Origin of the sequence: uncultured Clostridium sp., assembly GCF_910588715.1 — a bacterium.
In the GTDB taxonomy this organism is placed as follows: Bacteria; Bacillota; Clostridia; order Clostridiales; family Clostridiaceae; genus Clostridium.
Genome location: NZ_CAJURG010000001.1, coordinates 513,141 through 526,518, shown reverse-complemented (window position 1 = coordinate 526,518; position 13,378 = coordinate 513,141). Strand labels below are relative to the sequence as shown.

Annotated in this window: 10 protein-coding genes and 1 pseudogene; 10 read left to right on the top strand and 1 reads right to left on the bottom strand. The window is 27.2% G+C overall.

What is annotated here, in order from left to right; translation table 11 throughout:
* Positions 1-169: 169 nt before the first annotated feature.
* Positions 170-700: an N-acetylmuramoyl-L-alanine amidase gene (locus QZ321_RS02630; RefSeq protein ID WP_290459385.1), complete on the top strand. Its 531-nt coding sequence runs from the start codon at positions 170-172 to the stop codon at positions 698-700.
* 82 nt (positions 701-782) lie between these two features.
* Here the strand turns inward: QZ321_RS02630 and hpt are convergent, their stop codons facing one another.
* On the bottom strand, positions 783-1,310 hold the full coding sequence (gene hpt / locus QZ321_RS02625; RefSeq protein ID WP_290459384.1) for a hypoxanthine phosphoribosyltransferase: 528 nt from the start codon (positions 1,308-1,310) through the stop codon (positions 783-785).
* 321 nt (positions 1,311-1,631) lie between these two features.
* On the opposite strand from hpt, the gene hflX reads away from it, so the two are divergent.
* From hflX to QZ321_RS02580, 9 genes and pseudogenes are all read left to right on the top strand, one after another.
* The gene (gene hflX / locus QZ321_RS02620) at positions 1,632-3,428 is read left to right on the top strand and encodes a GTPase HflX (RefSeq protein ID WP_291746291.1); all 1,797 of its coding nucleotides are present in this window, start codon (positions 1,632-1,634) and stop codon (positions 3,426-3,428) included.
* 38 nt (positions 3,429-3,466) lie between these two features.
* A pseudogene (locus QZ321_RS02615) lies at positions 3,467-4,921 on the top strand (alpha-amylase).
* Positions 4,922-4,963: 42 nt separating this feature from the next.
* A complete protein-coding gene (locus tag QZ321_RS02610; protein ID WP_291746289.1) occupies positions 4,964-6,076 on the top strand; it encodes a polymer-forming cytoskeletal protein in 1,113 nt (370 codons plus the stop codon).
* Between the two features lie 132 nt (positions 6,077-6,208).
* Positions 6,209-7,627: a PLP-dependent aminotransferase family protein gene (locus tag QZ321_RS02605; RefSeq protein ID WP_291746287.1), complete on the top strand. Its 1,419-nt coding sequence runs from the start codon at positions 6,209-6,211 to the stop codon at positions 7,625-7,627.
* Positions 7,609-8,256 (top strand): YigZ family protein, encoded by a 648-nt coding sequence (locus QZ321_RS02600; RefSeq protein WP_291746284.1) that lies wholly within the window; start codon positions 7,609-7,611, stop codon positions 8,254-8,256. Before QZ321_RS02605 ends, QZ321_RS02600 begins: the two co-directional genes overlap by 19 nt.
* A gap of 140 nt (positions 8,257-8,396) precedes the next feature.
* Positions 8,397-9,137 carry a YebC/PmpR family DNA-binding transcriptional regulator gene (locus QZ321_RS02595; RefSeq protein ID WP_291746283.1) on the top strand — a complete coding sequence of 247 codons (741 nt, stop codon included), beginning with the start codon at positions 8,397-8,399 and terminating at the stop codon, positions 9,135-9,137.
* Between the two features lie 119 nt (positions 9,138-9,256).
* Positions 9,257-9,541, top strand: coding sequence for a GIY-YIG nuclease family protein (locus tag QZ321_RS02590; RefSeq protein WP_291746281.1), 285 nt, complete (start codon positions 9,257-9,259; stop codon positions 9,539-9,541).
* A 254-nt stretch (positions 9,542-9,795) separates the two neighbouring features.
* Positions 9,796-11,739: a 5'-nucleotidase C-terminal domain-containing protein gene (locus QZ321_RS02585; RefSeq protein WP_291746277.1), complete on the top strand. Its 1,944-nt coding sequence runs from the start codon at positions 9,796-9,798 to the stop codon at positions 11,737-11,739.
* Positions 11,740-11,995: 256 nt separating this feature from the next.
* Positions 11,996-13,372 (top strand): dicarboxylate/amino acid:cation symporter, encoded by a 1,377-nt coding sequence (locus tag QZ321_RS02580; RefSeq protein WP_291746274.1) that lies wholly within the window; start codon positions 11,996-11,998, stop codon positions 13,370-13,372.
* The last annotated feature ends 6 nt before the right edge of the window (positions 13,373-13,378 follow it).

Below are 13,378 nucleotides of genomic sequence, written 5' to 3'. Positions count from 1 at the left end.
GAAGTTATAAAAGTTTATGTGATTATATTCTAAAGTATAAAATTCTGTCAAATATTATAAAATAACTCTTTAATTGAAAATTTATAAAAATATAATTAAAAATCTGCTATATTTTTGTTATCAACAACATATTAATTTCCATAATATGTTATTGAGGAGATGTTAATTTATGAGTAAAATTGCAGTAAGAGGTGGACATTGTCCAAGAGTTCCAGGAGCAAGAGCTGTATTAGATGAACTAACTGAAGATAGATTAGTTAAAGATGCAGTTATAAAATATTTAAGAAAATTAGGACATGAAGTATTAGATGTAACTCCTCCAGATAGCATGAATAGTTCAACTGGAGATTTAGCTTATGGAGTTAATAAAGCCAATAGTTGGGGAGCAGATTTATTTGTATCTATTCATTTTAATAAAGCTTATAATGTTTATAATGGAGCATTAGGAACAGAAGTTTGTGTTTATTATGAATATGATGTAGCAGGAAGAGTAGTTAATGCTATTTCAGCTTTAGGATTTAAAAATAGAGGACAAAAGATTAGAAAGGGATTGTATGAATTAAAGCATACAAACATGAAGTCTATGATAGTTGAAACTTGTTTTGTTGAAGCAAGTAAAGATATTGAACTTTATAGGAAATTAGGACCAGATTTGATTGGAAAGACTATAGCTGAAGCTATTTCAAATAAAAAAATATAGATTATTAAATTGAAGGAAAATTTTAAGGGATAAAGTATTAGTCTTTATCCCTTTTTAGTAATTATTATTTAAAGTTTAGGTATTACTTAGATTCCCAATTAAAAACATAAGGAACATTTCTATAATAACCTTCGTAGTCAAGTCCATAGCCTACTACGAATAAGTCATCTATTTCAAAACAACAATAGTCAGGCTTTAAATCAACTTTTCTTCTAGAAGGCTTATCTAGTAATACACAAGTTTTTACTGATTTTGCTCCTAATTTTTTTACATGTTCTATAACAAATTGCATAGTGTAGCCTGTATCAATTATATCATCAACTATTAAAACATCTAATCCTTCTATATTATCTGGAATATCATTAACAACAGTAACAGTACCTGAACTAACTTCACTATGTCCATAACTTGAAGTAGTCATAAATCCAATTCTAGATTTTACATCTAAAGCTTTAAAAATATCAGCTCCAAAAACAAAGCTACCTCTTAAAAGTGGTAATACATATAATTCTTTACCTTCATAATCTTTTGTTATTTCTTCACCTAATTCTTTTACTCTAGTTTTAATTTGTTCTTCTGAAAAAAGAATATTACGTTTTTTATCGTCCATGTAGAAAACCTCCACTATTAATATTTAAATTATTAATTTATGTATGAAAAAATTATCATAATAGTTGACATATTATATTATATAAAACTTAATATGTTTCGATTTAAAATACAATATTAATATAAATTTTAACAATAATACTGATGTTTTGCAACTTAAAAATAAAAAACAACTAAGTTTACATTTGTTTTATAATAAGATAAAATATAGTGAAATATCAGCAATAATAGTATATATAGGAAAAATTAATAAGATGATTAAAATTAATTTTATACTTTTTAGTATATACTAAATAAGAATTATTTAGTTGAGGTGATAATTATGATATATGGAAATGTAGATGGTGTAAAAAAGTCTGCAATAGAAGAACTAGAAAGACTTTATAAAGCTAAATGTCCTAAGGATGAAGTTTGCTCTATTGAAATAATTGAAGTTATTTCTAGGGTTTCATCTTTTATAGAAAGAGAAATAAGTGTTGCAATAGATAGAAGAGGAACTATTAAAACTATAGCAATAGGGGATTCTACTTCAGTAGAAATAGAAACTTTAGATATAAGGGAAAAAAGATTAGCTGGTGTTAGAATAATTCATACACATCCTAATGGAATGAGTAACTTATCAGCATTAGATATTAGTGCATTATTAAAGTTAAAATTAGATGCTATTGTAGCTATTGGAATATATGAAGGGAAAATATTAGATTGTTCCTTAGGAATGTTGACAGTTTTTAATGATACATTAGATTATGAAGAAACTTCTCACATATCTTTAGAAGAAATATCTAAAATACATATATTAAATAAAATTAGTTATATAGATTCTTTAATTAAAGAAAAGGATATAATTGAAGATAATGAGGAAAAAGCTATACTAGTTGGATCTGATACAAAAGAAAGCTTAGAAGAGCTTAAGGAATTAACAAAAGCTTGTGATATTCCTGTGCTTGATAGTGTTTATCAAAGCAGAAATAAAATAGATTCTGCTTTTTATATTGGTAGAGGTAAGGTTTTAGAAATTGCTCAATTAAGACAAAAATTAAGAGCAAATGTAGTTATATTTGATGATGAATTGTCAGGATCACAAGTTAGAAATTTAGAAGCAGCTATAGGTGCTAAAGTTATAGACAGAACTACACTTATTCTTGAGATATTTGCTAGAAGAGCAAAAAGCAGAGAAGCTAAAATTCAAGTTGAATTAGCACAACTTAAATATAGAATGAGTAGGCTTCAAGGTCTTGGTACAATAATGTCAAGAACTGGTGGTGGGATTGGTACTAAAGGTCCCGGGGAAAAGAAGTTAGAAACTGATAGAAGACATATAAAAGAACAAATTTATGATTTAAATGACGAATTAAAGAAAATTAAAAAAATTAGGGAAACTCAAAGAGAAAAAAGAAATAAAGAAAGTATTCCAAAGGTTTCTTTAGTTGGATATACAAATGCAGGAAAATCTACTTTAAGAAATGCTCTTTGTGATGTTGCTGCTCAAAAGGAAATTTTGGGAAAAGAAAAAGTATTTGAAGCAGATATGTTATTTGCAACTTTAGATATAACAACTAGAGCTATTGTATTAAAAAATAAAGGTGTAATAACTTTAACTGATACAGTTGGATTTGTAAGAAAATTACCACATGACTTAGTAGAAGCATTTAAATCAACTTTAGAGGAAGTAATTTACTCTGATCTTTTATGTCATGTTGTTGATTCTTCAAGTAGTACAGCTTTAGAGCAAATTAAAGCAGTAGAAGAAGTTTTATTTGAATTAGGAGCTAAGGATAAGAAAACTTTACTTGTTTTAAATAAAATAGATACTGCTACAGAGGAGCAACTTAATACTATTAAAGAAGCAGTAAATGAATATGAAACAATTGAAATTTCAGCAAGAGAAGGTATAAATTTAGATGAACTATTAAGTTTAATAGAAGAAAATCTTCCTTACAAAATGAAAAAATGTGAATATTTAATACCATATGATAGAAGTGATATAAGTTCATTTCTTCATAGAAATGGCAGAGTTTTAGAAGAAGATTATAAAGAAGATGGAAGCTTTATGATTGTTGAGGTTGATGATGAAAGTTATAATAAAACTAAGGATTATATCATAAAAATATTAATGTAAATAGTAAGTAAGCATGGTATTAAAGTGGGGGAATTTAAATGGTTAATGGAACAATTATGCAATACTTTGAATGGTTTCTGTTACCGAAATGTAAGTTGTGGAATGAAATAGCTAAAGAGGCAAATAACTTAAAAAATCTAGGAATAACAGCAGTATGGATGCCACCAGCGTATAAGGGAATTGGTGGGAGATATGATGTTGGTTATGGTGCATATGACTTATATGATTTAGGAGAATTTAATCAAAAGGGGACTATAGAAACTAAGTATGGTAGCAAAGATGAATATTTAAAAGCAATAAAAATATTAAAGGGAAATAATATTCAAAGCTATGGAGATATAGTTTTAAATCATAAGATGGGTGCTGATGAAGTTGAAGAAGTTATGGCAAATGAAGAGGAATTTTTTAATAGGAATATCGATATTAGTGGAAGTAAACTTATAAGGGCATGAACTAAATTTAACTTTCCAGGAAGAAATAATAAATATTCATCTTTTAAGTGGGATTGGAATGACTTTGATGGAATAGACTATGATGATAAAACAAAGAGAAATAGTATTTATAAGTTTTTAACTAAAAGATGGAGTGATGAAGTAGATAAAGAAAATGGAAACTATGATTATCTTATGGGAGCTGATTTAGACTTTTCTAATAGAGAAGTTGTAGAAGAATTAAAAAAATGGGGTAAATGGTATATTTATTTTACTAGCATAGAAGGATTTAGATTAGATGCTGTCAAACATATAAGTTATGAATTCTTTGTAGAGTGGTTAGAATATTTAAGAAAGGAAACTAAGAAGGAGTTATTTGCTGTAGGTGAATATTGGCATTCTAATGTAGATGTATTATTAAATTATTTAAATAATACGAAGTATATAATGTCTCTATTTGATGTACCATTGCATTTTAATTTTTATGAAGCTTCTCATAGCAATGGAAATTTTGATATGAGAAATATATTTAAAGGAACATTAATTGAAAGATGTCCTATAAATTCGGTAACATTTGTTGATAATCATGATACTCAATTAGGAAGTTCTCTTCAATCCTGGATAGAACCATGGTTTAAGCCGTTAGCATATTCTTTAATATTATTAAGAGTTGAAGGTTATCCATGTGTTTTTTATGGAGACTATTATGGAATACCAAGTCATAGTTATTATGGAATGGGAAATGCCTTAGATTTATTATTAAGAGCAAGAAAAGAATTATCATATGGAAAGCAAAATGATTATTTGGATGATAAAAACTTAATTGGATGGACAAGAGAAGGAGATAAGGAACATAATAATTCAGGCTTAGCTGTGGTATTAACAAATAAATTGGGTGGAGAAAAGAAAATGTATATAGGAAAGCATTTTTCAGGAGAAAGGTTTAGAGACTTATTTTCAAACTTTGAGGAAAGAATTGTTATTGATGAAAATGGATTTGGAAATTTTATGGTGAGAAATGGTAGTGTATCGGTTTGGGTATTAGATAAAGTAAATATATAAATTTATATATTAATATACTTAGAATTATGGGAGGTAATAATTATGAAATTAACTATGAAAAGATTTTTAATGTTTGCAGTTACATTTTTCTTTGTAATGAGTATTTCAATTAATGTATTTGCAGATACAGCGGAAAGTGCAAGAAATTTATTTTATACAGGAAATAATATTAATAAAACTGTAGATGGAAAATCAGATGTATACATGGCAGGAAATACTATAAGTTTAAATGGAACTGTAGAAGGTGATGTTATTGTTGCAGGAAATACTATTAATATTGATGTTAATAGTATTGGTGGAAGTGTTAGAGCAGCAGGTAATGTTATAAATATAAATTCACAAATAAATAGGAACATAACTGCTTTTGCAAATGCTATAAATATTAACTCTAATTCAAAAGCTAAGGGAGTTTATGTTTTTGCAGAAAGTGTTAACCTTTTAGGGGAAGTTGAAGATTTATATATAGTAGCTAGTAAAGTAGAGTTAAATGGAGTAGTTACAGGTAATGCAAAGATAATTTGTGATGAATTAATTATTGCTGAAAATGCTAGAGTAGATGGAAGTTTTGATGTTAAGTCAGAAAATGAACCAACAGTTTTAGGAAGCTTTAATACTAGTAAGATTAATTTTGAAAAAATAGAAACTAATAATAAAAATAATAATTTTTTAGGATCAACAGTTATGGGAAGTTTTTTAGGAGTAGAACTTCTAGGAAAGGTTATGAGCTTAATAACAGCAATAATATTAGTTTTATTAATAACTTTGTTGTGTAAAAAATATTTATCAAATAGTTATGATAGATTAGTTAATAAACCTTGGTTACCTTTCTTAATTGGGTTTGCAACTCTTATAATAGTACCAATATTATCAATGATGCTATGCTTCACTGTTGTTTGTATACCTATTTCTATAATTAGTATATTAATATATAGTGTTTTAATATATATTGCACCAATAATATCAGGTATAGTAATTGGAAGAATTGTATTTAGAAATATGAATAAATATCTTTCAGCAATAGTGTTTACTTTAATTATTAAGCTTATAACATTTATTCCATTTGTTGGGGTAATAGCTAGTTTAGCATGTTTATTATTATCACTAGGATTATTTATACAAAATATTTTTGCTATATTAACTGAAAAACAAGCATAAAAAATATAGATAACTCAGAATTATTTTAATTTATAATTCTGGGTTATTTTTATATAAATTTGACTATATTTACTACATTTTCTATAATTAAATCCATTAATATAATTTTAGTGTCAAAGGGAATGGGACAATATGGAAAAGTTTAATGTAGAATTTAATGGCTATGAACCTAAGTATATTCAAATTGCAGATAATATAAAAAATTTAATTAATTCTAATATAATAAAGGATGGGGATAAGCTACCAGCTATAAGAAATTTATCAAAAATATTAAGTGTAAATAATGTTACTATTGTAAGTTGTTATGATAAACTTGTAAGTGAAGGTTATGCCTATCAAAAAATGGGTTCAGGAACTTATGCAAAGAAAAGAGAGATTAATGATTATTTTAAAAAGGAATATTCTAAGGCAATTAAATTAATAAAAAATAGTTGCGATGAAAATATAATTGATTTTACAGGGGAAAGCTCGAGATATGTAAATTTTCCGATAGATAGATTTAAAAAGGTTATAAATAATGTTTTAAATAGAGATGGAGCAGATGCATTAATTAATGAAGAGGCTTTTGGATATACAAAACTTAGAGAAACTATAAATAAAGTTTTTTGGAATAATTCTTTAAATATAGAAAATTTATTAATAGTATCTGGAGCCCAACAAGGAATTGATATTGCATCAAAGGCAATAGTAAATATTAATGATAATGTAATTGTTGAAAAGCCAACTTATATGGGTGCATTATCAGTATTTAAATTTAGAAGAGCAAATGTATTTGAAATAGCTATTGAAAAAGATGGAATAAATATAAAAAAGCTTGAAGAAGTATTAAAGAAAAATAAAATTAAATGCTTTTATACAATGAGTTACTTTCAAAATCCAACTGGAATTAGTTATAGTCGTGAAAAGAAACTTGCTATTTTGGAACTAGCAAAGAAATATGATTTTTATATAATTGAAGATGATTATTTGTCAGAGTTAATATTTGATGATAATATAAAGCACGAACCATTTAAGGATTTAGATAAAAATGATAGAGTAATTTATATTAAAAGTTTTTCTAAGATATTTCTGCCAGGAATAAGACTTGGATATATAATATCTCCAGAAGGTTTTAGAGAAAGTATTCAAAATTCAAAGATTAATACAGATATTGCTACCTCAACATTAATGCAAAGAGCTTTAGAAATGTATATTAAAGAAGGATATTGGATTGAATATATAAACAACTTAAGGATTGAATATATAAAAAGATATGAATTGATGAAAAAATTAATTAATGAAAATCTTAAAGAATACGTAGAGTTTTTTGATTCAAAAGGTGGGTTAAGTTTTTATTTAAATATTAGAGATAAAGACATTAAATCAAAGGAATTATTTTATAAACTTAAAGAAAAAGGTGTTTTTATTACTCCAGGAACTTTATTTTATAAAGGTGCTAATATAGGTGAGCAGTATTTTAAGTTAAGTTTTTCTCAAGTTAGTGAAAAAGAAATAATAAATGGAATTGAAATGATTAAGGAGGTATTTTACAGATGGCATATATTACAATAAGAGAATATGGAGAAGATAGTTTTATTGAAAAAAAGTCTGAATTCATTGGATATGCAAAAAGAGTAGAAAGTGAAGAAGAAGCAAAAGCTTTTGTAACAGAAATTAAATCAAAACATAAGCAAGCTAGACATAATTGTTGGGGTTATATAATTGGTGAAAATATGGGAATACAAAGGTATAGTGATGATGGGGAGCCTCAAGGAACAGCTGGAATTCCTATTTTAGAAGTAATGAAAAAATCTAATATTACAGATTGTGCAGTTGTTGTAACAAGATATTTTGGAGGTGTTTTGTTAGGAACTGGAGGATTAACTAGAGCTTATACTAAAGGGGCATCTATTGCACTAAAAGCTGGAGGAGTAGTGGAAAAGGTTGAAGGAGTTAAAGTATCTTTAATATTAGATTATGATATGATAGGAAAGGTACAATATTTTTGTGGTCAAAATAATTGGCATATTGAAGATACGGAATATACTGATAAAGTTATAATTCATATTCTTGCAGAGGTTTTAGTTGCAGAAGAAATAGAAAAAGAAGCTATAGAAGCAAGTAATGGAAAGATAGTGGTTGAAAAGAGTAAGCCAGAACTATATTTTAAAGAAGAAAATAGATTGTATTCTATAATATAATTTTAATATTAAAGTTTGATTAAAAATTTAAATTTTTTAAAAGTTCAAGCTTTTAATAGAAAATTGTTAAATAATAATCTTTATGGTATAATATAAAAGATTTTTATTAATAAAAATAAAGAATTTAGGAGGACAAAATAATGTCAGGACATTCAAAATGGCATAATATACAAAATAAAAAAGGTAAAGCTGATGCTAAAAGAGGGAAAATCTTTACAAAAATCGGTAGAGAGTTAATGATAGCTGTTAAAAATGGAGGACCAGATCCTGATAACAACCCTAAATTAAGAGATGCAATAGCAAAGGCAAAAGCAGCTAATATGCCAAATGATACAGTACAAAGATCAATAAAGAAGGCTTCAGGGGAATTAGGAGCAGTTGATTATGAAAGAATAGTTTATGAAGGATATGGACCATCAGGAGTTGCTGTTATTGTTGATACTTTAACTGATAATAAAAATAGATCAGCAGGAAATGTAAGAAGTGCTTTCACTAAGGGGGGAGGAAATATGGGTACTACAGGTTGTGTAGGATTCATGTTCCAAGAAAAAGGTGAAATTGTTATAGAAAAGGGAGACCTTGATGAAGAAGAGTTAATGATGATGGCATTAGATGCTGGAGCTGAAGACTTTAATAGTGATGAAGAGGAAGTATTTATAATTACTACTTCTCCAGATGATTTTGGTGTGGTAAGAGAAGCTTTAGAAGCTGAAGGATTAGAGTTTTTAGAAGCAGCAGTTAAAATGATTCCAGATACATATACTGAAATTGATGAGGATGCAGCTAAGAAGTTCCAAAAGATGTTAGATTTACTTGAAGATGATGATGATGTTCAAGAAGTTTATCACAATGCTGAATTTCCAGACGGATGGGACGATTAAAATTTAAAAAAGTAAATTTATTTAAGATACCTTTTGTTTTTATATTTTAAAATCAAAAGGTATTTTTTATTATATATTGAATTTAATTATATAGAAAAGAATTAAGGAGTAATATTAATATGAAAGTAATTTATAAAATAACATATCCAAATGGGAAAATATATATTGGAAAAGATTTAACAGATAGTATAAATTATTTTGGTAGTGCAAATAATGATTTGATAGAAAAAGATTTTACTAGAGAACAAAAGAGAAATTTTACAATCAGCAAAGAAATATTATGGGAATCAGAAAATGCTACAGATAAAGAAGTAAATAAAAAAGAAATGGATTTAATTATAAAATATGAATCAAATAATCCTAGTATTGGATATAACAGAATTCCAAAATATAAAACTAAATAATTAAGAATATAAGGGGAAGGAATATTGTGGAAAGAATAAAGGTTAATGAAAATGAATTTAAAGTAATTAAATTATTAGGTAAGGGAAAAAGGAGATATTCTTATCATAGATAACTTACATTTTTAAAAATTAAGTTTATTCGGTAAATATGCGAATTATAAAAAAACTATTGCAAAAAATGTTCGTATATTATATTATTCTTAATGTAGGAAAAGATGAAGGGCTATTCATCTTATATATTAAGGGGGATAATGATGTTAAGAAACAAAAAACTATTAGTACTTTTAACTGCATTTACGATTAGTACTGGATTAATGACACCAGCAAAATTAGTAAAGGCAGAAAAAGTTAACGATGAATCAGTACATAATATTGAAAATGTAATTTCAAATGAAGATGGGGAAAATGATGATAAATCATCAAATAAAGTTATAGAAATATTAAGCTTTAATGATTTTCATGGAAATGTATTAGAAAGTGGTAAAAACATTGGAGCGGCAAAATTAGCAGGTATTATAAAAGAATATCAAAAGAAAGATAAAGAAAGTGATACATATGGAGTAGCTACAGTTTCAGGTGGCGATATGTATCAAGGAACAGCAATTTCTAATATATTAGAAGGGGCTCCTGTTAATGAAATGATAAAGGAAATAGGGGTAGTAGCATCAGCAATAGGTAATCACGAATATGATTGGGGGTCAGATAAAATAAAACCATGGGCAGATGAAGCTGGATTTAAATTTGTAGCAGCAAATTTAATTGATGAGAGTACTGGAGAGACACCAGAATATGCAGAGCCTTATATTATAACTAATGTTGATGGTATAAATATTGCATTTATAGGTATTGCAACACCAGAAACTTTATCAAGTACAAAGGCTGAAAATGTTGTTGGTTTAAAATTCTTAGATATAGTTGAAACAGTTGATAAGTATTCAGAAATTGTTAGAGCTGAAGGTGCAGATATAGTAGTTGCATTAACGCACTCAGGAGCGGAAGAAAGTAGCGATGGAACAATAACTGGGGAAGCGGCAGAAATAGCAGCAAATGCTTCTAATATTGATGCAGTAATTGCAGCACATAATCATAAATTTGTTGATGGATTTGTAAAAAATAATAAAATGGGAAAAGATATACCAGTTGTTCAAGCGGGAAATAATGGTAGAGGATTATCAGTACTTACATTTACTATTGATGAAAATGAAGAAATTTTAGATGTAGATGCTAATACAAGAAGATTTTATGAAGAAAGTGAAACAAATGACTTCCCAGTTGATGAAAATGTTAAGAAAATAATAGAAAAATATAATGATGATTTAGCACCAACATTATTAGAGGAAGTAACAGAATTAAAGTTTGATTTATTCCATGATAGATATGCAGGGGTTACACCTCTTGGAGTAACTGTTGCAGAAGCAATGAGAAAATCTGCTGGTACACAAGTAGCAATAGTTAATGGTGGTGGAATTAGAGCACCTTTATCAAAAGGGACATTAACACTTGGAGATATGTATACAATATTACCATTTGACAATAATGTAGTTACTATGAAGGTAACTGGAGCTAAATTAAAAGAATTAATTCAACATGGAATTAATCCAGATGGTTTTGGTTGGGGACAATATTCAGGTTTAACAGTGTGGTATGACTCTTCAACTGATGAAATAACTTCAATGAGATTATCTGATGGAACTAAGATTGAGGATAATGAATATTACACTTTAACAAGTATAGATTTCTTAATGACAGGTGGGGATAATTATAACTTTGATGGACATATTGAACCTGTTGTTATTGGAGAAATGAGAGATATTATTATTAATGAATGGAAAAATGGTATTGATGAATTAAATTATAATTTATTAATAGATGGTGAAGATACAACAATTGATAAACCTGAAATAAAACCTGAGGTTAAACCAGAAACAAAACCTGAGGTTAAACCAGAAACAAAACCTGAGGTTAAACCTGAAGAAAAACCAGAAATAAAGCCGGAAACAAAACCAGAAGTTAAACCTGAGATAAAGCCAGAGGTAAAACCAGAAGTATTACCAAGTGAAGGTGAAAATTCTGAAAATAAAAATGATAAATTACCTCAAACAGGAGAGCCAATTTCACCTACTCAAGTTATATTTATTGCATTAGCTTTAAGTGCAGTAGGAGTTTTAATTATTAAGAAAAAAGAAAATGTTGCATAAATATTGACATAATTATATTTAAATGATAGCATAAAGAAAAAAATCCCTTTAAATTGATTCGAGAAATCAGTAAGGAAGTTATAGTATGCTTATAGACTTATCTTTTGTTAATATAATTATTAATTAAAGATAAATAATTTGTATTATATTAGCCTTCCTTTTATTAGGAAGGTTTTTTTGTATGAGTTATTAAAGTTTACTATACCTTATTTAGTTATTTGAATTAGGGAATAAACTAGTAAGGAGATTAGAACAAATGAAAGTAAAAGTTAATAGTAGTAACAAATTAGCCATAAAAATGGCAATAGCTCTTATTTTAGGATTAATAGTAGGAATAGGATGTATAGTACTTAGAGAAAACTTAAGCAATAGTGGAAATTCTCATATATGGACAACTATTAATAATATTTTATTCCAAGATATTTCAAAAGATGGAGCAAAAAATGCTATAGGGGTATTTTACATAGTAGGACAATTATTTATAAATTCACTTCAATTAGTAATAGTACCAATGGTGTTTACATCAATAGCTTTAGCTATGTGTAAGGTAAGTGATACTAAAAAGCTTGGTCGTATTTCGTATAAAACGATATTAGGATTTTTATCAACATCAGTTTTAGCATTAGCCTTAGCAGGTGCTGTTGGATTTATAATTAAAAATTTAGGATTATTTACAGCAAATATTGAAAATGTTACAGCACAAGCAGGAGTTGCAAGTTCTACAAATCCATTATTAATAATTGTACAAGCAATACCAAACAATATAACAGCAGCATTTTCTTCAAATGGAAGTATTCTTGCAGTAGTTTTTGTAGCAGTGGTATTAGGACTTTGTATAAATACATTAGGAGAAAAAATAAAAGTATTAAAAACTTTGTTAGAAGAAATAAATTCAATTATAACAGTATTTTTAAGTTTTATAATAACAAAGTTTGGACCTATAGCAATATTTATTTTAATAACAAGAACATTTGCAATATATGGAGTAGATAATTTAAAACCAGCACTTGTATATGTAATGACTACAATATTTACATTACTAGTATTTTTAGTATTTGGATATGCAATTTTTATAGCGGTTGGAGCTAAACTTAATCCAATTAAGTTTATAAAAAAGATTGGAAAAGTTGCTTTATTTGGATTTTCAACTTCATCTTCAGCAGCAACATTACCTTTAAATACTAAAACTGTAACTGAGGAATTAGGTGTTAGCGAAGATATTGCATCATTTATTTTACCTCTTGGAATGACTATAAATATGAATGGAACAGCAATAATGCAAGTTATAGCAGCGATATTTATAGCAACAAGTGCTGGATATGATGTAACAATAGGAAACATAGTAGTTATATCTTTATTAGCTTTAATATCATCTATTGGTACACCAGCAGCACCAGGTGCTGGAGCAATAATATTATTTACTGTATTAACTGGAATGGGATATAATAATGATGCAGCTATACTTGCTTACTCATTAATACTTGCAATAAATAGACCAATAGAAATGTTAGTAACTTCTTTAAATGTAGTTGGGGATGCAGCAACTAGTATTGTTGTTGCAAAATCAGAAGGAATGTTAGATGAAGAAGTTTATAATAGTGAAATAAATTTAATTGCTGAATTAGCAGAGTAATTAATT

Bases quoted from the DNA above. Each gene is read 5' to 3' on its own strand.
- hpt (WP_290459384.1), bottom strand. From the start codon at position 1,310: ATGGACGATAAAAAACGTAATATTCTTTTTTCAGAAGAACAAATTAAA.
- QZ321_RS02585 (WP_291746277.1), top strand. From the start codon at position 9,796: ATGTTAAGAAACAAAAAACTATTAGTACTTTTAACTGCATTTACGATT.
- QZ321_RS02580 (WP_291746274.1), top strand. From the start codon at position 11,996: ATGAAAGTAAAAGTTAATAGTAGTAACAAATTAGCCATAAAAATGGCA.
- QZ321_RS02630 (WP_290459385.1), top strand. From the start codon at position 170: ATGAGTAAAATTGCAGTAAGAGGTGGACATTGTCCAAGAGTTCCAGGA.
- hflX (WP_291746291.1), top strand. From the start codon at position 1,632: ATGATATATGGAAATGTAGATGGTGTAAAAAAGTCTGCAATAGAAGAA.
- QZ321_RS02590 (WP_291746281.1), top strand. From the start codon at position 9,257: ATGAAAGTAATTTATAAAATAACATATCCAAATGGGAAAATATATATT.
- QZ321_RS02610 (WP_291746289.1), top strand. From the start codon at position 4,964: ATGAAATTAACTATGAAAAGATTTTTAATGTTTGCAGTTACATTTTTC.
- QZ321_RS02605 (WP_291746287.1), top strand. From the start codon at position 6,209: ATGGAAAAGTTTAATGTAGAATTTAATGGCTATGAACCTAAGTATATT.
- QZ321_RS02600 (WP_291746284.1), top strand. From the start codon at position 7,609: ATGGCATATATTACAATAAGAGAATATGGAGAAGATAGTTTTATTGAA.
- QZ321_RS02595 (WP_291746283.1), top strand. From the start codon at position 8,397: ATGTCAGGACATTCAAAATGGCATAATATACAAAATAAAAAAGGTAAA.